The organism is Mycobacterium sp. IDUB_37 (genome assembly GCF_055419245.1).
In genome coordinates, this window is the sequence record NZ_JBVAXG010000004.1 from 494,563 (window position 1) to 519,189 (window position 24,627).

Below are 24,627 nucleotides of genomic sequence, written 5' to 3' on the forward strand. Positions count from 1 at the left end.
TTGGCAACTGTAGGGACCCGGTGTCAGCCGCTCGTAGACGCGCGGGCGAACCGCTCCCGCAACTGGCGTTTGAGCAGCTTGCCGCTGGGGTTCTTGGGCAGGGATTCGACGAAAAAGACCTGCTTGGGAGTCTTGAATCCGGCGAGGTGTGCTCGGCAATGCGCGATCAGATCCTCCTCGGTCAGGGCGCTGCCCTCGCGGGTCACTACTGCTGCCACCACCGCTTCGACCCAGACCGGGTGCGCGAGACCGAACACCGCTACTTCCTGGACGCCGCCGTGCCGGTACAGCACCTCTTCGACCTCCCGGCTGGCGACGTTCTCGCCGCCCGTCTTGATCATGTCTTTCTTGCGATCGACGACGTGCAGTAAGCCGTGCTCGTCGTAGTAGCCGAGGTCGCCGGAATGGAACCAGCCGCCGCTGAACGCTGCTTCGGTCTTTGCAGCGTCGTCGAGGTACCCGAGCATCAAATGTGCACTGCGATGTGCGATTTCACCCACCATGCCGGTAGGTGCCGGGGCGTCATCCTCGTCTAAGATCGCCGTCTCCACGTTGAGTGCCGGGCGCCCGGCGGCACCTGGGTGGGCGTCCTGCTCGTCCGGACCCAACGCTGACGCCAACGGCGCCATCTCGGTCTGGCCGTAGAAGTTCCATAACTTCAAGCGCGGCAGTCGCTTTCGGATCTCACCGAGAATCTCGACCGGCATGGCTGACGCGCCGTAATAGCCCTTGCGCAGACTGGACAGGTCCACTTCGTCGAAGAGTGGTGAGCGTAGCAGGCTGATCCAGACCGTAGGTGGCGCAAAGTAATTGGTGACTGAGTAACGCTCGATGGTGCGCAGCACCGCTTCGGGCTCTGGGCGCGGCAGGATGATGCTGGTGGCGCCGAGGTAGATGTCGGTCGACAGGAAATTGTCCAACTGGGCGCAGTGGTAGAGCGGCAGCGAATGGATCTCGATGTCATCTCCGGACATGTCGCCGGCGAGGATGGTGCTGATGTAGTTCCACAGCAGGCTGCGACTGCTGTGCATGACGCCTTTGGGGTGCGACTCGGTGCCGCTGGTGTACATCAGGCGGACCAGCTGGTCGTCCTCAACGATCGGGTGCCGCACGACGGTTTCGGTGCGCAACCATCGCGCGAAGTCGTCCCAACCGGCGGGAGCGGCTTGATCGGCAGGCATCAAAGCCACCTTCGTCGTGATCGCGCCGTTCAGGCGCATCGCGTCCTGCGCGACGGAAAGCAATTCCCCTTCGACGATGAATCCGGTGACCCCGCTGTGCCCGAGGATGAAGCCGACCTCCTCGGCCGTCAGCATGAAATTGACCGGCACCAGCACCACGCCGGCGCGTGCGGTCGCGAACGCCAGCACCGCGTATTGCCAGCAGTTCCGGGACAACAACGCGACGCGATCGCCCGGTCCGATGCCGTTGTCGTGAAAAGCCGCCGCCGCCCGATCCACCAAATGCTCGAATTCGGCGAAGGTGAGGACGACATCGCCGTCGATGATCGCGGTTTTGTTCGGTTGCCGACGGGCCGACCGGCGCGGAATATCGCCGAGCGAGTGGCTGCGCGCCAAGGCGATCGCGGAATCCATAGCTCGAACATAGACGCGGGGGATTCTGCGGGACGTTGACGCGGAGTGCGAAGGCAAGTTCTGCTCGGTGCTGTTGGTGATCGTGCAACTCCTCACTCGGCAGGCGCAAATGCTATCGACTTCGGTGGGCTCAGCAGAAGCGCCGCAGTTCCTCGGAGGCCCGACGGCGAGCATCATGGGCGATGTCCAGGATCGGCATGCTCATGAAACCATGCACGGCGCCGTCGAATTGGGCGCGTACGACCGGAACGCCGGCTGAGGCGAGGGCCGCCGCGTACGCAGTTGCCTCGTCGCGCAGCGGGTCATGGCCCGCGATCACCAGCACCGTGGGCGGCAGTCCGACTAGCTCGCCGTGCAGCGGCGCGACGTACGGGTGGGTGCGGTCGGTCGTCGCCGGCACGTACTGGTCCCAATACCACTGCATGGCGGTCTTCGGGTTGTAGTAGCCGCGGCCGAAGAGTCGATAGGACTCGGTGTCGAAGTCGGCGGCGAGCACCGGGTAGATGAGTAGCTGTGCCGCAAGCGCGGGGCCGCCGCGATCGCGGGCCATCAACGCGGCGACGGTGGCCAGGTTGCCGCCCGCACTGTCGCCGCCCACGACGATCCGGCCCGGCTCTCCGCCGAACGATCCTTCGGCCGCCGCCCGGACGACCGCGTAGACGTCATCGGCCGCTGCCGGCCAGCGATACTCGGGTGCCAAGCGGTAGGCGACCGAAACCACCACGGCGGGAAGCATATTGGCGAATCCGCGGCACAAGCCGTCGTGGCTGTCCAGGTCGCAGAAGACGAATCCTCCGCCATGCGCGTAAACCAGCACAGGCAGATCGTCACCGGCGGGGCGGTAAACCCGGACCGGGATGTCACCACCCGGCCCGGGGACGGTCATGTCGCGCACCTCGGCGACAGCTTCGGGCTCGGCCGGGGGGACGTACCGCGACCGGATCACCGCTCTGGCCTGCGCGCCGGTCATGGCGTGCACCGGCGGAAAGCCCGCATCCAGCGTGTCGAGCAGCGCTGCTATCTGAGGGTCGAGATTCACGCGTATTGCAGTGCCGGCCGGGCTGTGGGACGCAACGGCCGCAACGGTTGCAGGGTGGGTGCGACTCGCTGCGGGCCGTCTTCAACATTGCGCCAGATGCCCATCGCGGTCATGCGGACCGGGGCGGCCAGACGTTGATCGAACACCATGTGCTTGATCGGACCACACACCGACACCGCCGCGACGGCATCGTCAGGACTGCCGATCGGTGCAGCGACGCAGCCGAATCCGAGCAGCGACTCCTCCCGCTCGAATGCGACGCCGTGCGCACGTACTTTGGCCAGTTCGACCGTCAGTTGTGAGCCGGTCGAGATCGAGTATTTGGTTTTGCGGACCTGCAGGTCGACGTCAGCATCCTGGTCGCGGTAGGCCAGCAGCGCCTTGCCGACTGCTGTGCAGTGCGCCGGCTGCCGGCCACCGACGCGGGTCGGCAACCCGCCACAGACCCGGTCGCCGACCTTGTCCAGGTAGACGACATCGGATCCGTCCAGCACTGCCAGATGAACGACAAGCCCAGTGGCGCGGTGCAATTCGCCGAGCAGCGGCTTGGCCGCACGCGCCAGTCGATCCTGGTGCACGGCCAGTGACCCCAATTCCACCAACCGCATGCCGAGCTCGTAGTCCCGACCGCTGCGACGCAACCAACGCAACTGAACCAGTCGCTCGAGCATCCGGTGCGCGGACGAGCGGGGCAGACCGGTGCGCCGCACGATCTGCGCGAGGGTCAGCCGTCCGGGTCCGTCGAACGCGTCCAGAACGAGTGAGATCCGGTCGATGACGGCGCTGGGGGTGGTGACGTCGGCGGCCATTGGTCCTCCAAGGGCTTGTTATGTCTGCCTGCTATATTCCTATTAGGAATATAGCACCGTTTGCGTCCGGCAACGCAAGAGCGCCCCGAAACACGAGTTCCAGGGCGCTCTGTGGGGCAGGGCGTTAGGTCTTGGCCGCCGAGCGGCCCGCGCGGCGGCCGTAGAAGCTGCCGTCACCCAGTGAGACACCGCTGGCATACCCCCAGGCGGCGAGTCCCGCGGCCGAGCGGCCGGCGGCGAACAGGCCGGGGATGGGCTGGCCGTTGACGTGCAGTACCTCGGCGTCCAGCGAGGTGCGCAACCCGCCAAGGGTGAAGCCACCAGTGCATTCCCTCAGGTCGATGGCGCCAACAGGGGAACCGATGGGCCTGAGCCATTCGGGTTTCTTGTGCAGCAGTGGATCCTCGCCGCGTTCCGCGCCGGTGTTGTAGGCGGCGACGGTCGATTGCAGCGAGCCGGGCGCCAGCTTCATGTCGCGTTCCAGGTCGGCGACGGTATCGGCCACCCAGGTCGGCTGGTGCAGCATGAACTTGGGCGACCAGGACGCGTTCGCCGCCTCGTTCGCGTCGCTGTCGATGATCAGGTACGCGGTGTTGTCCTGGTGGTAGAGCGTGAGCTGCCCGATACGGCCGGGATAGGTGTCCTCGGGGACATAGCGTTGCCCGCGGCCGTTGACCAGGATGCCGCGCACGAGTTGCTGCGGGTCGATGAAGATGGCGACCTCGGTGGCGTCCATGTGGGCCAGATCCGCTCCCAGCGCCTGCGCCATCCGGATCGCCTGGCCGTCGTGCTGCTCGATCGAGGCGGCCGGACGCCCGGCGATCCGCGGTGCGTACTGTGCGACCATCGCGTCGTTGTAAGCGAAACTGCCTGTGGCGAGCACGATTCCGCTGCGCGCCCGAATCGACATATCGGTGCCGTATCGGCGCGCGCGAATGCCCACCACTCTGCCGTCTGACCCGGTGATGAGCGATTGCACCCGGACGTCGTAGAGCGCGTTGACGCCGGCGGTTGCAGCCCGTTCTACGAGCGGCTTCATCAGCATGTAGCCGGCGCTGGCTTCGCCCTGCTTCTTGTTCGACATCTGCGGGACGTGGCCACGCGGGGCGGGGGAGGCGATCGTGTTGAAGGGGTGGGAGTTTTCGCCGCCGCTATACATGAGGCCGTGGTCGCCCATCGGCTCCCAACCGGGCTCGGCGAAGAACTCGGCTTTGAACGGCACGCCGCACTCGACCAGCCAGTCGAAGTGGGCGACGCTGCCGGCGCAGTAATCGGCGATCCGGTCCGAGTCGGCGCCGGGACCCATCGCGACGTTGAGGAACGCCGCCATATTCTCCTCGGAATCGCTGAAGCCGCAGGCCTTTTGCAGCGCGGTACCGCCGCCGAGATAGATGAACCCGCCGGCCATCGAAGCTGCGCCGCCCCAGGATCCGGTGCGTTCCAGAACCAAAACATCAGCGCCGCAACCGGATGCTTCAACCGCAGCTGCTGCGCCGGCAATGCCATAGCCGGCGATCACCACATCCGCCTCGTGATCCCAGTTGCTGACCGAGGCTGCCGGGATCGGCGTTACATCGGTGTCGGCGGCCATCACATGCGCATCGCCGCGGGCGGCTCGGGAATCCACTGGTGGCCCCAGTAGCTGTCAGCGGTGATTTCCTCTGCGGTATAGGAGTTTTCGTCGACCCGCATCCCGTCGGTGCCGAATTCGATGTCCCAGTCACCGGGGGCACGGACGTAGAACGACACCATCTTGTCGTTGGTGTGGCGGCCCAGAGTGGACGCCACGGTGAAGCCTTCGGCATTGACCCGGTCCAGGGCGGCACCGACTGCGTCGAGGGTGTCCACCTCCACCATGACGTGGACCAGTCCCGGATCGCGCTGCTGGGCGGCCGGGCAGATCGCCAGGCTGTGGTGGCGTGCGTTGATACCGAGGAATCGGACCCGGATGGGGTCGAACTCCGCGGGCAGCGGTATCCGGAACGCGCCGCGGGACCGGAAGCCCAGCACCTCGGTGTAGAACTCGACAACGCCGTTGAAATCAGTCGCGGGCACGACGACATGACCCAGACCCTGATCGCCGGTGACGAATCTCGCGCCGAACGGGGTGATCACCGGGCTGTGGTCGAGAACCGCGCTGTGGAACACCTCGAGCGTGGTGCCGCCCGGATCTTCGAAGGTGATCACTTCCTCGACGCGGCGGGCGTCGGCCTCCTGAACCGACAGTTCCTTGAACGCGACGCCCGCGCCGTCGAGAGCTGCCTTGACGCGTTGCAACGCAGCATGGTCGCGGACCTCCCAGCCCACCGTGATCACTCGGTCGGTGTCGCCTGGCACGACGATGATGCGGGCCGCGCGCTCGTCCATCCGCAGATACAGCGCGGACTCGTCGGGTCCTTTTCCTTCCGCGAAACCCAACACGTCGAACGCAAATTTCCGCCACCGGTCGATATCGGTCGTCGAAACAGTAATGTAGCCAAGGCTTTTCAGGTCAGTCATGGCGTCGCCTAGATGAGAGCCCGCAGTGGGCCCATCGGGGGCTCGACGCCGAACGAGCTCAGCGCCGCCGCGTGATACGTGGAGCCGGGGACGTGGATGGCGTGCATCTGACCGACGTGCACGTCGCGCCAGTACCGCTGCAGTGGCTTGTCCATGCGTGACGCGTTGCCCCCAGAACGGGCGAAGATCTCGTCGACGGCGGACACCGCGCGCCACACCGCACGAACCTGGGTGCGGCGACCGGCGGCACGGTCGGCGAAGGAGACCTCTTTGCCTGCGTCGACCATGTCGTAGATGCGATCGGCGTTGGCCAGCAGCTCCTGGCGTGCTGCGTTGATGTCCGCGGCGGCCTCCCCGATGGCGTACATGACGTACGGGTCATCCTTGATCGCGGTTCCAGTGGCCCCTACCCGCTCGCGCTGGTAGTCCAAGTGCGCGGCCAACGCACCCTCGGCGATGCCGATGGTGGCCGCGGAGATGCCCAGCGGGAACATCGTCGACCACGGCATCAGGTACAGCGTCTCGGTCATGCCGGCTTCGCGTTGCGCTGTGCCGTCCATGACCTTCGTCGCGTCCATCGTCCGGTAAGTCGGCACGAACGCGTCCTTGACGATGACGTCTTTCGAACCGGTGCCGCGCAGCCCCACCACATTCCACGAGTCGTCGACGATCTGGTAATCCTTGCGGGGCAGGATCATGTGGATCATCTGCGGCGGCATCAGCGGCACACCCTCTGGGTTGGCGAGCATGGCGCCCAGAATGATCCAGTCGCAGTGGTCGGTGCCCGAGCTGAACTGCCAGCGCCCGTTGAAGAGGTAGCCGCCGTCGACGGGCTTGGCCACACCCTGCGGCGCGTAGGGCGATGCCATCCAGGTGTCGACGTCGTCGGCCCAGATCTCGGCGGCCACCTTCGGGTCGGCGTACGCCAATTGGTAGGGATGCACGCCGACCACTCCGACAATCCAGCCCGCAGCCGGATCCAGGGCCGCGGTGGCCATCGTGGTCTCGGCGAACTCGCGGGGGTGCACTTCGAAGCCTTGGTACTGCTTGGTCTGCAGTAGGCGGATCGCGCCGGCCGACTTCATCATCTTGACCGTGTCGTCGGTGAGCCGCCCGATCCGTTCGGCTTCGGGAGCCTGTTCGCGCAACTGGTCGGCTAGCTCTACTACTCGATCGAGTACCCGCTCGCTCATGATGTCGTCCTTAACTGTTTGGGCCTATTTCTGGTTTACCGCAGTTGGCGCCCAGACTCATCAGTGATCCCGGTGAGCGGACGACATCGGCGTCAAAATTCGATGTGCAACCGGGCGCTGACGGGCCGGGCCTGGCAGCCGAGGATCAGACCGTCCCGTAGATCCTGCGGTTCGAGGATGTCGCAAGCTGCCATATCGACCTCCCCCTCGATGACGGTCGCCACGCATGAACCGCAGTGGCCCTCCCGACACGAATGAGGCACGTCGACCCCGGCGTCCAGCAGCATGTCGACCAGTGTTTGACCGCGCGGCCAGAGCAGCCGATGCCGGCAACCGTCGAGGTCCACCTGTACGGCGGCACCGAGTTCTTGCATCAGGCGATGGTCGGCTGTCGCGATGGCGGCGTGCATACGCCCGCCCAGTGGTCGGGAATTCTCGATCGGAACGTCCAGTGACCGGGATCGCTCTGGGTTCGACGGGTCCGAAGTCCTACCGTGAGTGATTGTGAACGGTGAACAACCTCTGGACGCACTGGTGGTGGGTGCAGGATTCGCCGGCCTCTATGCCCTGTACAAGTTGCGCGCCCAGGGCCTCTCGGTGCGGGTGGTGGAGGCAGCACCCGAACTCGGCGGCACCTGGTACTACAACCGGTACCCCGGCGCGCGCTGTGACGTCGAGAGTGTCGATTACAGCTACTCGTTTTCCGAGGAGCTGCAACAGGAATGGAACTGGACCGAGAAGTACGCCACGCAGGCAGAGATCTTGCGGTACCTCAACTGGGTCGCGGACAAACTCGATCTGCGCCGCGACATCACGTTCGGCACCCGCGTCGTCTCGGCGGTGTTCGACGAGGCCGCGTTGCGCTGGAATATCACCACCGACAGCGGTCAAGCAGTGACGGCACGATTCTGTTTGATGGCGACCGGGCCGCTCTCCGATGCCCTGACTCCCGAATTCCCGGGACGTGACAGCTTCGGCGGCGAGGTCTACCACACAGCGCACTGGCCCCATGATCCCGTCGACTTCATCGGCAAGCGGGTCGCCGTCATCGGCACCGGATCCTCTGGCATTCAATCGATTCCGATCATCGCAGAGCAGGCCGCACACCTCTACGTCTTTCAGCGCACGCCGAATTATACTGTGCCGGCGGGTAACCAACCGCTGTCGCCTGGCGAACTCGCCGAGATCAAGGCCGATTACGCCGAACGCCGCCGACTGTCGTGGCTCAGCGGGGGCGGTTCCCCGCACCTCACAGCGGCCAAGCCGGCCATGCAATTCAGCCCGGATGAGCGGCGCGCTGCGTTTGAAAAGCGTTGGCAACTAGGCGGTGTGCTGTATTCCAAGACGTTCCCCGACCAATTGACCGACCTGGTGGCCAACGACGAGGCGCGGAAATTCTATGAGGAGAAAGTCCGCGCCCTGATCGATGACGCAGCGACTGCCGAGTTGCTGATTCCCAACGACCACCCGATCGGGACCAAGCGGATCTGTACCGATAGCAATTACTTTCAGACGTTCAACCAGTCGAACGTATCGCTGATCAGTGTGCGCGCCACCCCGATCGAATCGATCGATGCAGCCGGGATCAATACCACTGAAACTCACATCGATCTCGACGCGATCGTGTTCGCAACTGGTTTCGATGCACTGACCGGGGCTCTGGGCAAGATCGACATCATCGGCCGCGACGGCCGAATGCTGCGTGACTACTGGGCTAATGGACCGCGTACCTACTTGGGATTGGGGATCGATGGGTTCCCCAACCTGTTCGTGATCTCCGGGCCGGGAGCCCCCGCCGTGCTGGCGAACATGGTGTTGCACGCAGAGGCGCACGTGAACTGGATCGCAGACGCCGTGGGCTATCTTGACGACCACGCGTATGCGGCGGTGGAACCAACCCCAGACGCGGTGGACAGCTGGGTCGCCGAACTGGCGCGGCGCGCTGAAGCTTCCCTGTTCACCAAAGCGAACTCCTGGTACATGGGTGCCAACGTGCCCGGAAAGCCAAGAGGTTTCATGTTGTTCGTCGGTGGTTTCGCCACCTACAACCAGATCTGCACCGAGGTCGCCGAGGCCGGCTACAAGGGATTCGACCTGATCAAGAAGCCATGCTGACCGGGTTGCGCGACAAGGTCGTGGTAGTCACCGGTGCGGCACGCGGCACCGGGCGCGTGCACTGCCAGCGATTCGCCGACGAAGGTGCCGATGTGATCGCGCTCGACTCTCCTGCGGTTGCCGACGATTTGCGCGGCACCGCTAGTGAAGTCGAGAGTCGCGGGCGGCGTTGTGTGACCGCATTGGCAGACGTTGCCGATCTCGGCGCCATGACGGCCGCCATCGACGCCGGCGTCACCGAGTTGGGGCGCCTCGACGTCATCATCGCGAACGCCGGAATCCATACCGCCGGTGCGCCGTCGTGGGAACTGGACCCGCAGGTGTGGCAACGCACCCTCGACATCAATCTCACCGGGGTGTGGCACACCGTCCGGGCTGGGGTGCCGCACATCGGAGCCGGCGGAGGTTCTGTCGTTATCATCAGTTCTACCAGTGGAATTCGGGGCACTGCCAACGCGGCTCACTACACTGCCAGTAAACATGCGGTGGTGGGTCTGGCGCGCACGCTGGCCAACGAGTTGGGGTCGCGCAGTATTCGCGTCAATACCGTGCACCCCGGCGCGGTCGCGACACCAATGGTGCTCAACGAAAAGACATTTCGACGGTTGCGCCCCGACTTGGACAATCCGACCGCCGACGATGCGGCCCAAGTATTGAAGGCGCGCAACCTACTTCCGGTGCCGTGGGTAGAGTCGACCGATATCGCCAACGCGGTGCTCTTTCTGGCCTCCAAGCAGGCGCGCTACATCACCGGCACGCAACTCGTGATCGACGCCGGACTGACGCAGAAGACGACATGAGCGACCGGTTGAAGGGGAAGATCGCGCTGATCACCGGCGCGGCGCGGGGAATCGGACGTGCCCAGGCGGTGCGGTTCGCCCAGGAGGGCGCCGACATTGTGGCGCTCGATATCTGCGGTCCCGTCGACACCGTGGTGATTCCGCATGCCACACCGGACGACCTCGACGAGACGGCGCGCCTGGTCAACGAGACCGGTGCGCGGATACACACCGAGATCGTCGACGTCCGCGACGTCGTCGCAGTGCAAGCCGCCACCGACCGCGGTGTCGAACGGCTCGGCGGACTGGACGTGGTGTGCGCGACGGCCGGAATTACCTCGCGCGCAACCGCAATCGATATGGACGAAAGTGCTTGGCGCACTATGCTGGACGTCAACCTCACCGGGGTGTGGCACACCTGCCGGGCCGGTGCTCCGCACCTGATCGCCCGCGGCGGCGGCGCGATGATCTTGACCAACTCGATCGCCGGCCTGCGGGGGCTGGTCGGTGTTGCGCACTACACCGCCGCCAAGCACGGCGTGGTCGGATTGATGCGCAGCCTGGCGCACGAACTCGCGCCGCACCAGGTCCGGGTGAACTGCGTGCACCCGACCAATGTCGACACTCCGATGATCCAGAACGACGCGGTCAGCAGCGCATTCCGTCCCGATCTGGACCGCCCGCCGACCCGCGCCGAATTCGCCGACGCGGCGCGCGGCATGAATCTGCTCGCGGTGCCCTGGGTGGACGCGGTGGATGTCGCCAACGCCGCGCTGTTCCTGGCTTCCGACGAGGCGCGCTACATCACCGCGGTATCGCTGCCCGTCGACGCGGGCGCAACCCAGCGCTGAACCCAATGGTGGCGACCCGCTGCGCCCGGCATACGCCGCGCTTGCGATCACCAACGCTGAGCCCAATGGTGGCGACCCGCTGCGCCCGGCATACGCCGCGCTTGCGATCACCACTATCGGGACAAGAACCCAAGCACCGTGCTCTCGAACGCCGCCTTGGCCTCGATCATCGCCCAGTGCCCGCAGTTGGGGAACACATGCAGCTCCGCGTTCGGAATGGTGCGCATCGGGATCAGCGCCATGTCGAGCGGGCTCACTCTGTCGTCGCGGCCCCAGGTCAGCAGCGTCGGAGCCGCGACCTTGTGCATGACCGCCCACGGCATCGGCCGGTCGGCAGCAGCCATCGCCGCCATCATCGCGGCGAACGCCGCCTTGCCGTACATCCGGCGCGCAGCGGTCAGCGTCTCCGGGTCGGTGGCCAGACGCCAGCGTTCCTCGACGAGTTCTTCGGTGACCACGGACTGGTCGTAGACCATCGACTTGAGCCAATCGACGAGCCGCTGTCTAGTGGGATCCTCGGTGAACTCCTGCAGCAACCGGATGCCTTCACTCGGGCCGGGGCTGAAGGTATTGGTGCCGATGCCGCCAATCGTGACCAGGCGGGCGATGCGGCCCGGATGCCGGATGGCGAAATTGATGCCCACGCCGCCGCCCATCGAGTTGCCGACCACGTGCACCCGATCGATGCCGAGCGCGTCCAGAAAGGGAGCCACGACGCCCTGCGCGGTGACCATGGGGTGGCCACCGAAGTCGTCGGTGACGCCGAAGCCCGGGAATTCCAGGATCAGGCACCGGTAGTGCTCGGCGAATGCGGGCAGTACGCCACGGAAGTTGCGCCAGCCGGTCACTCCCGGCCCGGAGCCGTGCAGGAACAACAAAGTCGTGCCTTGCCCGGAAACAGTGTCGTAGTAGCGCAGAGTGCCTGCCTCGGTACTGATCTCACGCAGATCTTGCTGGTCGATCCGCTCAGATGTGTTGGCCACGTAGGTCACCCTGCCATGCCACGGCGACTCGAGAACGGGGTGTTCCCGCTGAGCCGACGCATCAGAACCGGGTCAGGACGCCAATGCGCTGCGGTACCTGCGGCTGACAGCGGTGGCGGTCAGCATGGTGCCCCAGGCACGGGCGGCGCCGCGGCGCATGGCGCCGGGATCGCCGGTGGTGAGAAACACCCGCGCGGCCCGGTGCGGCGCCGATTTCGCTTCCTGATAGCGGTAAGCGATCGCGGTGGCCAAATGTTCGGCCGGGTCGACGAGCAGCGCATTCGGCAGTGCCGCGGCGAACCAATTGCTCGCAGCGGGGTAGTGGGTGCAGGCCAGCACCAAGGCGTCGACGCTGTGCAGCGGTGCGACGATGCCGGCCAGATCCGCCTGGAACCGCGCCGATCCGGTACGCCCGGCTTCGATATGCGCGGAAAGTGGTTGCGCCACTCGGGATAACACCACCCGCCCCGGCCTGGCCAGCCCGCGGTCGTAGTGGCCCGCGTCGATGGTGCGCTGCCCGCCCAGCACACCGATCGACGCGAGGTCTTCGGGGACGGACGCCAGTCCGTGGGTGATGATGCCCTCGACGGGTACCGGCGCCGCGCCCAGTCGGGCGACCACCGTGCTGGCCGCGTTGCACGCCAGCACCACCTCAGTGGCTCCGCGCTCGGCAAGCCCGGTCACCACGTGCAGCAGACGGTCGGTCAGTTCGTCGACACCCATCCGGCCGTAGGGCGTCGCCCCGGCGTCCGACCAATACAGCACCGGAAGGCCCGGCACCAACCGATCCAGGGCGTTCACCAGGCCTATGCCGCCGATGCCCCAATCGACGATGCCCAGGCAGGAATTCGTGTCCATGGTCATCACGGGTAGGAGAGGGGGGCGGTCTGCCCCTTGGCCAGTGGTCCGGAATCGAAGGCCACCACGCGCGCCGACATGGTCGCCGTCAACGTCTCCAGGTGGCTGTCGGGGAACCGGCTGCCGAAGTACCAACGGTACTCGTGCTCGGCACGGATAGGATTGTGCTGCAACATATTCCGCCATTCCGGGTGTTGAGTGAGGGCGGCCAGGTCGTGGGCGAACTCGGGGCGGGTGCGCTGGGTCCGCAGGTGCGCGAGGGCCGATCGGGCCAGGACCGGCAGTTCGCGGATCTGTGCCGGCTGCTGAACCATGTCGACCACCCATAGCTGACCGCCGGGGGCGAGGATCCGCCGAATCTCGGCCATGACCGGATCCCAATCCAGGTAGCGGAAGGAGAGGAAGGAGATCACTACGTCGACGTGGTTGTCGGGTACGTCGAGCTCCGGTCCATTGACCTTGACGAATCGCAGGCGCGCGCGGTCTCGGCTACGTTCCCGTGCCCGATCGAGCATGCCGGCGGAGCTATCCATGCCGATGGCGAAGTCCACGTCGCCGTTGTCATCCAGGGCGCGCAGCAAAGCTCCATTGCCACAACCGATTTCCAGAACCCGCACCCGTCGGCCGAGTTCGGTATGAGTGCTGGCGAGCCGTCCGGCCACCCATTGCCACTCGGCTTCGCGGACCCGGATGTCGGCGTAAGCGCGGTCATAGAGTTCGGCCACCCGGTCGTAGGACCGCTCCGGCTGGGTCGCGTGCGGAACGCTTTCCACCATGGGCTCCGCGGCGCAACCGAGGTACTTGCGTACGCTGCCGGCCCAACCGTGGGATTTCTTACCCGGAGCCGCGATCAGGTAAAGATTCGGACGGGCCGTCGGGTGACGGCCCGCCCACGCAAACCGGTCCTTGTCGGTGGACACGGTGGTGTAGTTCTGGTTGCCGTATGTCGCGACGCCGAACACATCGGCGAAGAACGGTGTGAACCAGCGCGCGGTGCGGCAGGCGTGGAAGAAGGCCCGCCCGTCCGCAGCGAACGGAATATTCATAGCCCGCCACTCATGCGGCGAGAACTGCTCCGGCCAGTCGGTGGAACCGAACATCGGGCCGTACATGCCGGAATGACTGATCAGGTGCAGTTCGCTGATCACCCGGCCGGAAATAGCGAGCCGGCTGAGTTCGGCTTCGAAGTCGGCCTTGCGGCGTAGGCCGGAGACGATCACTTCGGCGTCGGGATGCGCGGCAGCCAGTTCGCGTCCCATAGTGGCTGCGGCGATTGCGAATTCGGCGGAGCCGCCACGGTAATGGGTGGTGTGCGCCACCCATATCACCGACTTCTCTCGGCTTGGCGCGATAGCGGCGAAGGGGATGCGTTCGTGCTCGCCTTGGGGTATCCAGGCGCCGTAGTTGCCGACGAGTTCGAGTGCTTCGGCGTGCTCCAGGTCGAACACTCGCATGCTGTCCGCGGGTGGGCTGTAAAGGTGCAGGCTCAGCCCGCCCATCTTGGCTGTCATGTCGTGGATGTCGTCGGACTCGATGTGAACCGCAGTGCCTTCGTGGCGCGTGATGTCCTCGGCGACAACGAGTTCGGTTCCATCCCAGGCGAAGCGCCGTTCTTGGAAGCTACCCTCGACGGCGATAACGTAGCCGCCGGCACCGCCGTGGTCGTGCGGGGCGCAGCTGTGACCGGGACGCCAGCGGGCGAGCATGATCTCGACCTGGTCGCTGATCCGCAGAATGGATCGTGAATACGGTTCACCGTCGTTGGGGTCGAAGTCCAAATCGGCGAGTAGTGGCTTGGCCGCGACCGCACGCGCGAGCAATTCGGGACCGGGAACCTCGCCGCGAACCGCGACGGCAGCCAGCTCGTCGAGCAGCGGCGTCAACTCCACCAACCGGTCTCGAGTGGTGGGTAATGGGTGGTGCGCGATGTCGGTCATTTTGTGTCCCCTCTTCGACGACCAAGGCTGGGGTAGCCACCGTGACAGTCTGGTTCGTCGTTATGGATTGGTTCGTGATGGATTTGAGTTGGGCCCGTTGCCGGGATGTTGCCAATTCACAGGCTGTCCCCGACCGCTTGGGGAATTCTTGGAGGATTCTTGGAACGGCCCAGAAGGGCAGAATCGCTGGACCGAGCGATTAGGCCGGGCGGGACCGGAATGACACGCCGAACGTGTGGCCTAGGGATACGCCGAAGCCGGTTCGGGTACCTAGCCCACACGTTCGGCGCGTCTGAGTCACTCTCCGGCAGCGTGTGGCGGCCATACCGACCGATGACGGCTTCGTACTCCACGAACTCACGCTGCTGCGTCTGCGCGCGTTGGTCGCACGTGCGCGGGGCGACGTGGGCGGCTACGACGAGTTGATGGCGCGCCTACGGGAACGAGGCCGTGCGCTCGGATTCGAGGCAATAGCCGCCGGCATGGACTAGGCGCCTGCGAGCGGGGCCGACCCCGATCGCTCGAGTTTCCTTCGCGCCTGGTCAGCGTCGGCTTCCCACCGGCGGGTGGAGCCTTCCACGTCTGTGAACAGGAACGTCACGATTCCTGAGGGCGCCCCCGACTGCGCGGCCACTCACGCAGAATGCCACAGCGAACGTCCAGGTGACAGACTTCTGGGGTGTCTGAGATCGCCTTCACCTCGGTGGCACCCATCGTGCCCGTGATAAACCTCGATGCCGCGTTGGACCGCTATCGACGGCTTGGATTCGACGCCCGCGGCTACGAAGGCCCGGAGCGGTACGGTTTCGTCGACCGCGGGTCAGTGTCGATGCATCTCACCGAATGGGCCGAGCACGACCCACTCACCACCGCCTCCAGCGTCTACTTCTACGTCAGCGATGCCGACGCCCTGCACGACGAGTGGCGGGCCTTGGACGGCCTGGGCGGCCGACTGCACCCACCACAGGACACCCCCTACGGTTTGCGGGAGTTCGCCTACGTCGACCCGGACGGCACCCTGCACCGCATCGGGTCGCCCCTCTAAGTGTTGCGATAGACCTTGAGCGCGGTGGTGATCATCGGAATCTGCAACGGAAGCCGCGCGATTGCGCCGGCGCGCATGTACCACGGCTTGTCCCACCACAGCCGAACCATGTTGACGTTGGCGGGGAAGACGCCGAGAAACAGTGCGATGGCCGCCAGCGCGCCCAGTTTCCGGGTTGGTGGCGCCAGTAACAAAGCTCCGACGCCCGCCTCCGCGACTCCCGATGCGTGCGTGTAGAACCGCGGGGTCCCCGGCAACTCGACGGGGACGATTTCGTCGAACGGTTTAGGCGCAGCGAAATGAAGAATGCCCATACCGACCAGGCCCGCGCCCATCCGGATCGCGGTCTTCTGAGCGGAGGCGCGCTGAGCTATTTCTGTGGAGGTCATCCTCCCATTGTTGCCTGCTGGCCAGTCATAAAACTTTGGCATGGCCAGATTCCCGAATTGGTATTACCGACCTGCGACGATCGGTCTCTATGGTCGGATTTGTGGCCAACCGCGACGAGGTGCGCGAGGTCCTCGATGAGGCCAGCGCGCAAACCGGTCTGAACGACTTCGGCGACGATTCTTTTCGCGAAGGTCTGCAGATCCTCCTGTCCGCTTTGCAGAACGAGGCTCGGCTCAATGCACGCGGTCAGGTGTTACTGCATCAGCGCATCGTGGGCTACCTGGCGCAGCGGTTGCAGGTCGAGTACTGGTACCACCGGCACCCCGAAATTGACGACGTACCCATCATTGCGCCCCTGATCGGGGTGGGTTTACCGCGAACGGGATCGACAGCGTTGTCGATGCTGCTGGCCCAGGACCCCGATGTGCGTTACCTGCGCCGGTGGGAGTCTTCGCAGCCCTGTCCGCCGCCAACCACGGTGCGGGGTGTCGACCCGCGCATCCCCACCGACAAGGGCGAGATGGTCGGCACCCGGTACCACGTGCCGGCCGCCACTCACGGTCCGATGGAATGCCATGAGCTGATGGCGCTGGACTTCAAGTCGCACCTGTTTCAGTCGTTCGCCGAAATCCCTTCCTACTCAACCTGGTTGCTGGATTCCGCGGACCTGACCTCGACCTACCGGTATCAGCGCAGAGTGATGAAGCTGCTGCAATTCGTTGAGCCGCAACGGCCTTGGCGATTGAAATGCCCATCGCACGTGTTGTGGCTCGATGCGCTGGATGCCGTTTTTCCGGACGCGCGGTTCGTCATGACGCATCGAGACCCCACGGACGTCATCTTGTCCGTAGCCGACCTCTACGCCGACATCATCGGCTCGTTCGCCGACGACATCGACCGCAAGTACATCGGCCGGCTCAACATCGAACATTGGTCCCGCGGGATGGCACGCGCGCTGAGCTTCCGGAATCAACACGCGGACGAACGCGTCTACGACATCGATTTCTCTGCCATGCAAGATGATCCGATCGGCGAGGTCACGGGTCTCTACGATTGGTTGGGGCTCGAGGTAGGGGAGGAGTTCGAGGCACGGATGCGTAGTTGGTGGGGCGAGGCGGCCGCCGAGCGGGAGCCGCCGTCGCACGCGGATCCGGTAGCGTTCGGCATCGACTTCGACCAGGTGCGGCCGCTGTTCGCGAATTACGTTGCCGCCGCTGACAACTGGACACACACCAAGGAGCAGCATGGCCGTTGATCTTTCCGGCGGCATCGATCCTGCCCGCGAGTTCGTGTTCGCGCAACGCCCCGACAACCCAGAGATGCGCGACTCGGTCAGCTTCTGGGTCGTCGACGATCAAGGCGCAGTTGGCTTGCCGCGCATCGGCATCGAGGCGGTGGCCGCCAATTGGGACGCCCACGACATTCAGGTCAATGTCGCCTATCCGGACGGCCGGGTGTATCGGTTGCGGACCAACGGCCCGTCGTTGCCCGCCCTGGATAGCAACGACGAACCGACCGTGCTGGGCGCCGGCGGTCTGGCGTTCCGGTGCGTCGAGCCGTTTCGGCGCTGGACGATGAGCTACGACGGGCCGGCCGTGCAGACGTCGTCCGCCGATCTCGTTGCCGGCCGCAAGGACGGACCGACGGTCGACATCAGCTTTCACGTCGACGCCACCATGGCGGTGCCACCCTGGGTGCAGGGCGCCCTGCAGACCGACGCCGCCCTGCAACTCAAGACCTCGGTCGGCGACATGATGGGTGGCCCACGCTACGAACAGCTGTTCACCGCGACCGGGCGAGTGAGCGCCGGCAGCACCGAGCGCAATTTCACCGGGTCCGGTTTGCGCATCCGCCGTCAGGGCGTGCGCAAGCTGGCCGGCTTTTGGGGTCACTGCTGGCAGTCGGCGGTCTTCCCGAGCGGTCGCGCCTTCGGGTACATCGCCTACCCGCCGCGGCCCGACGGCCAGCCCACCTACAACGAGGGATACATCTTCGACGGACACAACGGGTTGATTCCCGCTCGGACAATACACGCGCCGTGGCTCACCAGCCTGCGACCAGACGTCGAGGATGTCTCGCTCGTGCTTGAAACAGCCGACGGCACAGTCGAAATCGAAGGCAAAACCGTGTTCACCACACATGACGTCAGCCACAACGACGACATGTATTCGATGCAGGCGCTCAAACAAGAGATGGCGAGCTTTCCGGCGGTACAACAGGCTGGGGTGCGCTACCGCTGGGACGGCGAAGAGGCGTACGGGATGTTGGAGCGCTCTAATCCGCTGGACCAGCTCAGCCGCTAGACACCGGTGGCGCGGCGGTTGATCTCCCGTAACACCCAGTCGGGCGTGACGGCAGCGACCGTCATCAGCGCCTTCGCCTGCCTGCCGACCGCGAAGTGCGGACCGTGCGGTCGTCGGGGACGGCCTTGCGCGACTTTGAGAATGGCGTCGGCGACGTCGTCAACGGTGAGTGACACCCCCATCGTGCGGGTGCTCCCGGTGTCCACGCCGTCCACCATGCCGGTGTCGACGAACAGCGGCCACACCGCGCACACCCTGATATCGTCTGCGGCCCATTCCAATTCGAGTGCCTCGGTCAACCCGCGGATCGCGAACTTGGACGCCGAGTACGTCGCCAGCTCGGCCTGTCCGTACATGGCCGACGCGGAACACACGTTGATGACTTGGGCGTTGGGCGTCTTGCGCAGGTACGGGTAGGCCGAATGGCAGCCGTTGAGCGTGCCTCCCACGTTGACGTCGATGATGCGCCGTTGATCTTTGAGCGGAATTTCAGCGAAGCGTCCCGAGCTGAGGATTCCGGCATTGTTGATCAGCACGTCGAGCTGACCGCCGGTGTGCTCGGCCAGCTCGCCCAGCCTGGTGGCCCAGGCGTCGGCGTCTTGCACCTCGAGGGAATCGACAACGGCCTCGGGACTCAGTTGTTCGCGCAGCTCGTCGAGTGCCACCTGGTTGCGTCCATAGGCAGCAACCCGGTAGCCCGCGCGGTCGAAGCGGACTGCCGTGGTGCGGCCGATTCCAGCTGTGGCACCTGTGATGGCGACGGTTTTCATGGCCACCGCGACTGTACGCCGAGGTGCCTCAGCTAATCGGTGCGAGGTCTCAGGCACGCTACTATCCGCCAATGGCTAATCAGCTGGGGAAGGACGCGCGGCATAAGGACGATGGCTCGGGGGAGCAGCGTGTTGCGGGCTGGCAGCGGGCGCTGCGCTGGGTGGCCTGGCTGACGTTCCTGGGCTTGGCTGCTTACCATTCCGACCGCGTGTCGTTCGGTGGACTCGAATTCCTGACGCTCGCGATCGCGATCGGTGTCAGCGTCTGGTGCCTGGCCAAGCCGCTCGGCGGGCCGAAAGTGGAGATCGACCAACCGTCTGATGCCCGCGGGACGTTCGTATCCCGAACGAGTTGGGGCCTGGTGCTGTTGGGCGCGATACTGACCGTCGGCGGGGCCGGAGCCACCGGCGCGATCGTCTATGACGTCTCTACTGGCCGTGCCACCGTGCGCGACGTGCTGCACGACATGGCGGTCTTCGTGGAGGGCTGGATCGCCGAGAGGATCACCGGATACGCCTACGACGCGGAACTGGAGAAGACGCACGCCTACGCGCTGTTCGTCCTGATCGTTCCGGGCCTGCTGCTACTCGCCATCAACCTGATCCCGTTTTTCAAGCGCGGACGTGAGTTTCGGGTGGAGCCCGACGGCTCCATCTCAGTCCGCGACAAGCACGGCTTCTCCCCGGTGCTCGACTACGAGTACTCCGCCGTCAACGCCGATGGAACAACGATTCGCTACACCCCGGCCGGCGAGCGGACGCCTGAAATCGTCCTGCCGCAGGCTCGAGTCTTCTGTCGCGAGAACAATGCTCGGCTGGAGCGCAAAGTCAGTGGCCAACTGATCGGGGAACGTCTGGTCCGTCGGGGCTTCCGGGTCGACGACGTCGACGTGAAGCACGGTCACTTCCGTGCCCAGCGCGGCGTTTAGCATGGTCGGGTACGCGCCTACCGCCAGGCAGGAGATCTCATGGTCGAGATTCATTTGCAGCGAACCATCGCCGCGCCCATTGAGCAGGTCTTCGACTGGCTCGCCGACCCGGTCAATCTGGCTGCGGCGCCGTTGGCCCTGAAGGCTGGGTGGGCGAAAGACTCGCCTGGGACTGAGGCAGGCGCGGTCCGGGAAGTGATCGGGCTCGGCATGTGGTTTCGCGAAGACATCACCGCCTACGACCGCCCGCACAGCTATACCTATCTCATTGTCCGATCAGTTCCCGCTTTCCGACACGAAGGCGGCACCCTGACGTTCACCCCAACTGATGCCGGCACCCATGTCGATTGGCTGACCAACTACACCCACCCGCCTATCGCCGGAGGCAAGGTGATGGAGAAAGTCAGCCGTCCGCTGCTGACGTCAAGCTTCACGGCGATTCTCGCGGCGTGCGCTAAAGCGCTGGAGAGCTGATCGTGAGTACCGGCCGCGCGCACGGGCGCACCTTCGTCGTGACCGGCGTGGCTTCCGGCATCGGTCTGGCCACCGCGCATCGTCTGCTTGACGAGGGCGGCAGCGTCATCGGTACCGACCTGGTCTCACCGCCGGACCTGGGCACCGACTTCCATTTCGTGACAGCCGATATCGCCGACGAGGACGCTGTCACCGCCGTGTTCAACGCGGTGCCCGACCGTCTCGACGGCGTCGTCCATTCCGCCGGGGTCGCCGGAGGCGGCCCGGTTCATCTGCTCCCGCAATCCGAATGGGACCGGGTGATCGCGATCAACCTCACCGGCACCTTTCTGGTCGCCAAGGCGGCGCTCGCCAGGATGATCGAACAACCGCGCGTGGACGGCGAACGCGGCTCGATCGTGACGCTGGCCAGCGTCGAGGGACTGGAAGGCACAGCGGGCGGCAGCTCATACAACGCTGCGAAGGGCGGCGTCGTCGTGCTGACCAAGAACATTGCGCTGGATTACGGGCCAAGTGGAATCCGGGCGAATGCGGTCTGTCCGGGCTTTATCGAAACGCCGATGCTCAACAGCGTCTTCGACCTGCCGGGCATGGAAGACCCCAAGGCGTCCATAACCGAAGAACATGCCCTACAGCGACTCGGCCGCCCCGAAGAGATTGCGGCGATGGCAGCCTTCCTGGTGTCGCCGGACGCTTCATTTGTGACGGGGCAGGCCATCGCGGTCGACGGCGGCTACACGGCCGGCCGCGACCACGGCGTGGTCAAACTCTTCGGGTTCCCTGACTGATCAATGTCCTTTTCCGCCTTTGGGTTTCTTGCCGTGGCCCTGAGGCGGACCGGGCGGCTGCACGGGAGCGCTGCTGATCGCCGGCTCGGTCGTCGCGGTGGTGGCTGCCGGCGGGGGTGGCAACGGCGCGCTGGTGCTGGACGGAACGGGTGACGGTGGCGAGCTCGAGAACGGTTCGATTACCACGATCAATAAGATCGCCAGCAGGAACGCAGCGATGATCGCCGCCAGCCATAATTTGTTGCGGTGAGCATCCGGGTTCGGTTCCGCGAGCGGAATCGGGTGAGTACCGGTGAGCGGAAGCTGCGGCGCCTGCATCGCCAAGGTTGGGTTGCGGACGGGAATCGTCGCGGGCTCGGTGTCGACCAGTGCGGCGCGCATCGCGTCAGCCTGGGTGAACCGCTGAGCCGGGTTGCGCGATAACGCCCGCTCGATGGCGGTAGATAAGCCGGTCGGCACGTCGGGTCGCATGTGGGCAACCGGCAGCGGATTATCGTGCAGGATTGCGTGCGTCAGCGGACCCAACCCGGTTTGCGGGAAAGGCCGCCGGCCGATCAACGCTTCGTAGCCCACCACTCCCACGGCATACAGATCGTCGCTGGCTGTGGCCGGTTTCGACAGCAACCTCTCGGGACTCAGATATGCCACGCTGCCGACGATCTCGCCGGTCCGGGTGTGGACACTGCCATCGATCTTGGCGATGCCGAAATCCGCCAGCTTGGCTTGGCCTGTTTCGGTGAACAGCACGTTGCCCGGCTTGACGTCCCGATGCACGATGCCTGCGTCATGGGCGACCGCGAGCGCTGCGAGAACGTCCTCCAGCACTTTCTGCACGAAGGCAGGCTCCTGCGGCCCTCGGCGAATATGGTCCGCCAGTGTCACGCCCGGGAGTCGCTCCATCACGATGAAGGGGACCCCGTCATGTTCGCCGACGTCGTAAACGACCACGATGTGCTGGCCGCTGAGGTTGGCTGCCGCGCGGGCTTCGTCGGCAAAGCGCAGGCGGTCCTCGGGTCGGCCGTCGGAGTGAAGCAATTTGATGGCTACCGGGCGGCTCAGCTTCAAATCCCACCCGTCGCGCACCTCGGACATTCCGCCGCGGCCCAGGACTGGCCCGACCTCGTAGCGGCCGGCGAGCGGACGACCAGGGTCCAGCAGTGCCGCGGCATTTCCGCCGCGATACTGCGCCCGTCGGTATTCCGGTTCCATTCCGCCCGCTGCCGTTTTGTTGGATTGCGCCGCTTTGGGATAGCCAGGCAGTCTGTTATCGAAACATTGAGCGTCGGGCGGGTGGCCCCTCGTCGAGATATAAACCTCCGAGATGCTTCGCGGCGTGTCGTGTGTGTGGGGTTTATGTGTCGCGGGCGGCGGGCGAAGGTGGTCGGCGTACGGTCGAACGCGTGACGCTGACACACAGTGACCAGGTGCTTTCGTTGGCTCGCGGGTTACGGGAGGTGGTGGCGGCCCAGGCCGCCGACTCCGAGCGGAAACGGACGCTGACCGACGCCGTCGTCGACGAAATGTGGGCCAGCGGATTGATGACGGCGTTGAGTCCCCCCGAGGCCGGCGGAATCGAACCATCGCTGGCCGAGATGATCGAGACCTGGATCGAAATGGCTTGGCAGGATGGCTCTTTCGGTTGGATCGGGATCGCCAATCTGCCGTCGCGTTTCGCCGCGGCCACCTATCTGAGCGACGAGGGTTTCGCCGAGGTGTTCACCGGCCACGACAACCGGGTCACCATGGGCGGCCAGTTCTTTCCCAATGGGCAGGGCACCGTCGTCGATGGCGGCTACCAACTTAGCGGGTCGTGGAGCTTTGGCTCGGGCACCGGCCACTCGCAGTACGTCGCCGCCGGCTTCTTCCCGATGGACAACGGCGAGATGCGCTGGATCAGCGAGGGCATCCCCGACATGCAGGTGGCGGTGGTGCCGCGCGACGACATCCAGTTCAACGACGGCTGGCACGTGCAGGGTCTCAAAGGAACCGGGTCCTACGACTACAGCGCACAGGACGTTTTCGTCCCCGCCAGCAGGACGTTCGGGTTGTTCGATCGGAAGCCGGTGCGGGGCGGTTCGCCGGCCGCGCACATGGGCTTGATGCCGGTGACCGCCGCCGGTCACGCCGCGTGGGCGCTCGGGGTCGCCAAGAGCATGCTCGACGATGTTGCCGAACTGGCCACGACGAAGTACCGGATGAGCGACATGGCGTCGTTGGCCAGTCGGCCGACCTTTCAAAAAGGACTGGCGCACCATGTCGCGGCATGGCGTGCGGCCCGGTTGCTGGTACTGGACGCGTTCACCACCGCGGAGTCCGCCGTCGCAGCCGGCGAGGACCTGAACCCGACGCTGCGCGCGGATATGCGGGCGGCCGCCGTCTACGCCACCGATACCGCGCGTGAATGCGCGGAGTGGGCGCATCTCGTGGCCGGAACCAGCTCGATCCGCGAGGGCACCAGGCTCGAACGCGCATTCCGCGACCTGTACACCGGCACCCAGCACGCCTTCATCAGCGAGAAGGTCGCGATGGACTGCGCGCAGATCTGGCTGGGCATCATCGACGACCAGTTCGGCCTCTAAGCCCTCGACCCGAACTGGGCGAGCCAGACCGTGTGGAAACCACATTCGGGATCATCGACCATGTGCGCTACCACGCTGAAACTGTTGTCGTGCAATAGCATTCGATACTCGGAACCGTCCAGGCTGGCGTGGTAGAGGGGCTCGTCCCGATAACTGCCGATCCGCTCGCCAGCCAAGGGTCCGCTGGTGAAAAGTAAAGCGGCACCCGGGGCGGCGTGCCGCCTGAAGACCGGGAACATCGCGCGCTGGTCATCAGGCGATAGGTGAAAGAAGCTGTCCCAGGCGATTATTCCGTCGAACCGGTGGTCCAGATTCAGCGTTCGCATGTCGGCAACCTGGCGGTCGTGACCGGGCAGGCGCTGTCCGAACAGGGTGATCATTGCGCTCGATGCGTCCACACCCGTTACTCGGCAATTCTGTTCGGCGAGGTAATCGGCGATCGGAACTCCCGTCCCGCAACCGATATCAAGCACGGCCGGTGCGGACGGGAGGAGCGCAAGAAATCGGTCCAGCCAACATTTTTCGATCCGACCGCGACCTCGATCGCGGGCCCAACCATGAGCGTGACGTTCATAGAGGTCGATGACCCGGTCGGCTTCAGATCCCACGGATTTGAATGTATAGCCACCAAGAACCACCGTCGGACTGCTGGCTCGGCCGCCGCCGTTCTGCGGTGCTGTAAGTTCGCTTA

At 65.2% G+C, this 24,627-nt stretch carries 25 protein-coding genes; 11 read left to right on the forward strand and 14 right to left on the reverse strand.

Annotated elements, in window-relative coordinates; all coding sequences use genetic code 11:
* Positions 1–23 precede the first annotated feature (23 nt).
* From ACZY1I_RS16570 to ACZY1I_RS16600, 7 genes are all read right to left on the reverse strand, one after another.
* A complete protein-coding gene (locus ACZY1I_RS16570; RefSeq protein WP_463755518.1) occupies positions 24–1,595 on the reverse strand; it encodes an acyl-CoA synthetase in 1,572 nt (523 codons plus the stop codon).
* A 130-nt stretch (positions 1,596–1,725) separates the two neighbouring features.
* Positions 1,726–2,634, reverse strand: a complete 909-nt coding sequence (locus ACZY1I_RS16575; protein ID WP_463755519.1) for an alpha/beta hydrolase — start codon at positions 2,632–2,634, stop codon at positions 1,726–1,728.
* Entirely contained in the window at positions 2,631–3,443 is an 813-nt protein-coding gene (locus ACZY1I_RS16580) for an IclR family transcriptional regulator (protein WP_463755520.1), read from the reverse strand. Before ACZY1I_RS16580 ends, ACZY1I_RS16575 begins: the two co-directional genes overlap by 4 nt.
* 124 nt (positions 3,444–3,567) lie before the next feature.
* Positions 3,568–5,034, reverse strand: a complete 1,467-nt coding sequence (locus ACZY1I_RS16585; protein ID WP_463755753.1) for an FAD-dependent oxidoreductase — start codon at positions 5,032–5,034, stop codon at positions 3,568–3,570.
* Positions 5,034–5,942 carry a biphenyl-2,3-diol 1,2-dioxygenase gene (bphC, locus tag ACZY1I_RS16590; protein ID WP_463755521.1) on the reverse strand — a complete coding sequence of 303 codons (909 nt, stop codon included), beginning with the start codon at positions 5,940–5,942 and terminating at the stop codon, positions 5,034–5,036. Before bphC ends, ACZY1I_RS16585 begins: the two co-directional genes overlap by 1 nt.
* Positions 5,943–5,950: 8 nt before the next feature.
* A complete protein-coding gene (locus ACZY1I_RS16595; protein ID WP_463755522.1) occupies positions 5,951–7,135 on the reverse strand; it encodes an acyl-CoA dehydrogenase family protein in 1,185 nt (394 codons plus the stop codon).
* Positions 7,136–7,227: 92 nt separating this feature from the next.
* Entirely contained in the window at positions 7,228–7,509 is a 282-nt protein-coding gene (locus tag ACZY1I_RS16600) for a 2Fe-2S iron-sulfur cluster-binding protein (RefSeq protein WP_463755523.1), read from the reverse strand.
* A 130-nt stretch (positions 7,510–7,639) separates the two neighbouring features.
* On the opposite strand from ACZY1I_RS16600, the gene ACZY1I_RS16605 reads away from it, so the two are divergent.
* Genes ACZY1I_RS16605 through ACZY1I_RS16615 form a run of 3 tightly spaced genes read left to right on the forward strand, consistent with a single transcriptional unit; the run spans position 7,640 to position 10,880 of the window.
* Complete coding sequence (locus tag ACZY1I_RS16605; protein WP_463755524.1) at positions 7,640–9,250, forward strand: flavin-containing monooxygenase; 1,611 nt, start codon at positions 7,640–7,642, stop codon at positions 9,248–9,250.
* Positions 9,247–10,050, forward strand: a complete 804-nt coding sequence (locus tag ACZY1I_RS16610; RefSeq protein WP_463755754.1) for a mycofactocin-coupled SDR family oxidoreductase — start codon at positions 9,247–9,249, stop codon at positions 10,048–10,050. The genes ACZY1I_RS16605 and ACZY1I_RS16610 overlap by 4 nt, the downstream gene beginning before the upstream one ends.
* Complete coding sequence (locus ACZY1I_RS16615) at positions 10,047–10,880, forward strand: mycofactocin-coupled SDR family oxidoreductase (RefSeq protein ID WP_463755525.1); 834 nt, start codon at positions 10,047–10,049, stop codon at positions 10,878–10,880. Before ACZY1I_RS16610 ends, ACZY1I_RS16615 begins: the two co-directional genes overlap by 4 nt.
* 113 nt (positions 10,881–10,993) lie before the next feature.
* On the opposite strand, the gene ACZY1I_RS16620 is transcribed toward ACZY1I_RS16615, so the two are convergent.
* From ACZY1I_RS16620 to ACZY1I_RS16630, 3 genes are all read right to left on the reverse strand, one after another.
* Entirely contained in the window at positions 10,994–11,872 is an 879-nt protein-coding gene (locus ACZY1I_RS16620) for an alpha/beta fold hydrolase (protein WP_463755526.1), read from the reverse strand.
* A gap of 63 nt (positions 11,873–11,935) precedes the next feature.
* Positions 11,936–12,727, reverse strand: coding sequence for a glutamate racemase (locus ACZY1I_RS16625; RefSeq protein WP_463755527.1), 792 nt, complete (start codon positions 12,725–12,727; stop codon positions 11,936–11,938).
* Positions 12,727–14,658: a methyltransferase domain-containing protein gene (locus ACZY1I_RS16630; RefSeq protein ID WP_463755528.1), complete on the reverse strand. Its 1,932-nt coding sequence runs from the start codon at positions 14,656–14,658 to the stop codon at positions 12,727–12,729. Before ACZY1I_RS16630 ends, ACZY1I_RS16625 begins: the two co-directional genes overlap by 1 nt.
* Positions 14,659–14,972: 314 nt before the next feature.
* Between ACZY1I_RS16630 and ACZY1I_RS16635 the strand changes: the two genes are divergently transcribed.
* A complete protein-coding gene (locus tag ACZY1I_RS16635; RefSeq protein ID WP_463755529.1) occupies positions 14,973–15,149 on the forward strand; it encodes a hypothetical protein in 177 nt (58 codons plus the stop codon).
* A gap of 197 nt (positions 15,150–15,346) precedes the next feature.
* The gene (locus ACZY1I_RS16640; RefSeq protein ID WP_463755755.1) at positions 15,347–15,703 is read left to right on the forward strand and encodes a bleomycin resistance protein; all 357 of its coding nucleotides are present in this window, start codon (positions 15,347–15,349) and stop codon (positions 15,701–15,703) included.
* On the opposite strand, the gene ACZY1I_RS16645 is transcribed toward ACZY1I_RS16640, so the two are convergent.
* The gene (locus ACZY1I_RS16645; RefSeq protein ID WP_463755530.1) at positions 15,700–16,092 is read right to left on the reverse strand and encodes a DoxX family protein; all 393 of its coding nucleotides are present in this window, start codon (positions 16,090–16,092) and stop codon (positions 15,700–15,702) included. The two genes, ACZY1I_RS16640 and ACZY1I_RS16645, sit on opposite strands and share 4 nt — an antisense overlap.
* A gap of 89 nt (positions 16,093–16,181) precedes the next feature.
* On the opposite strand from ACZY1I_RS16645, the gene ACZY1I_RS16650 reads away from it, so the two are divergent.
* Positions 16,182–17,348, forward strand: coding sequence for a sulfotransferase family protein (locus ACZY1I_RS16650; protein ID WP_463755531.1), 1,167 nt, complete (start codon positions 16,182–16,184; stop codon positions 17,346–17,348).
* Entirely contained in the window at positions 17,338–18,396 is a 1,059-nt protein-coding gene (locus ACZY1I_RS16655) for a hypothetical protein (RefSeq protein WP_463755532.1), read from the forward strand. Before ACZY1I_RS16650 ends, ACZY1I_RS16655 begins: the two co-directional genes overlap by 11 nt.
* Here ACZY1I_RS16655 and ACZY1I_RS16660 read toward each other — a convergent pair.
* Complete coding sequence (locus tag ACZY1I_RS16660) at positions 18,393–19,166, reverse strand: SDR family oxidoreductase (RefSeq protein ID WP_463755533.1); 774 nt, start codon at positions 19,164–19,166, stop codon at positions 18,393–18,395. The genes ACZY1I_RS16655 and ACZY1I_RS16660 overlap by 4 nt on opposite strands.
* A 71-nt stretch (positions 19,167–19,237) precedes the next feature.
* Between ACZY1I_RS16660 and ACZY1I_RS16665 the strand changes: the two genes are divergently transcribed.
* From ACZY1I_RS16665 to ACZY1I_RS16675, 3 genes are read left to right on the forward strand one after another with little or no spacing between them, the layout of a single operon-like run.
* Complete coding sequence (locus ACZY1I_RS16665; protein WP_463755534.1) at positions 19,238–20,095, forward strand: hypothetical protein; 858 nt, start codon at positions 19,238–19,240, stop codon at positions 20,093–20,095.
* A gap of 39 nt (positions 20,096–20,134) precedes the next feature.
* Complete coding sequence (locus tag ACZY1I_RS16670; RefSeq protein ID WP_463755535.1) at positions 20,135–20,569, forward strand: SRPBCC family protein; 435 nt, start codon at positions 20,135–20,137, stop codon at positions 20,567–20,569.
* Entirely contained in the window at positions 20,569–21,357 is a 789-nt protein-coding gene (locus ACZY1I_RS16675; RefSeq protein ID WP_463755756.1) for an SDR family NAD(P)-dependent oxidoreductase, read from the forward strand. The genes ACZY1I_RS16670 and ACZY1I_RS16675 overlap by 1 nt, the downstream gene beginning before the upstream one ends.
* Here ACZY1I_RS16675 and ACZY1I_RS16680 read toward each other — a convergent pair whose 3' ends face one another.
* Positions 21,358–22,566 (reverse strand): serine/threonine-protein kinase, encoded by a 1,209-nt coding sequence (locus ACZY1I_RS16680; protein WP_463755536.1) that lies wholly within the window; start codon positions 22,564–22,566, stop codon positions 21,358–21,360.
* 191 nt (positions 22,567–22,757) lie between these two features.
* On the opposite strand from ACZY1I_RS16680, the gene ACZY1I_RS16685 reads away from it, so the two are divergent.
* Positions 22,758–23,936: an acyl-CoA dehydrogenase family protein gene (locus tag ACZY1I_RS16685; RefSeq protein WP_463755537.1), complete on the forward strand. Its 1,179-nt coding sequence runs from the start codon at positions 22,758–22,760 to the stop codon at positions 23,934–23,936.
* Here the strand turns inward: ACZY1I_RS16685 and ACZY1I_RS16690 are convergent.
* Positions 23,933–24,544, reverse strand: coding sequence for a class I SAM-dependent methyltransferase (locus tag ACZY1I_RS16690; protein WP_463755538.1), 612 nt, complete (start codon positions 24,542–24,544; stop codon positions 23,933–23,935). The genes ACZY1I_RS16685 and ACZY1I_RS16690 overlap by 4 nt on opposite strands.
* Positions 24,545–24,627 lie beyond the last annotated feature (83 nt).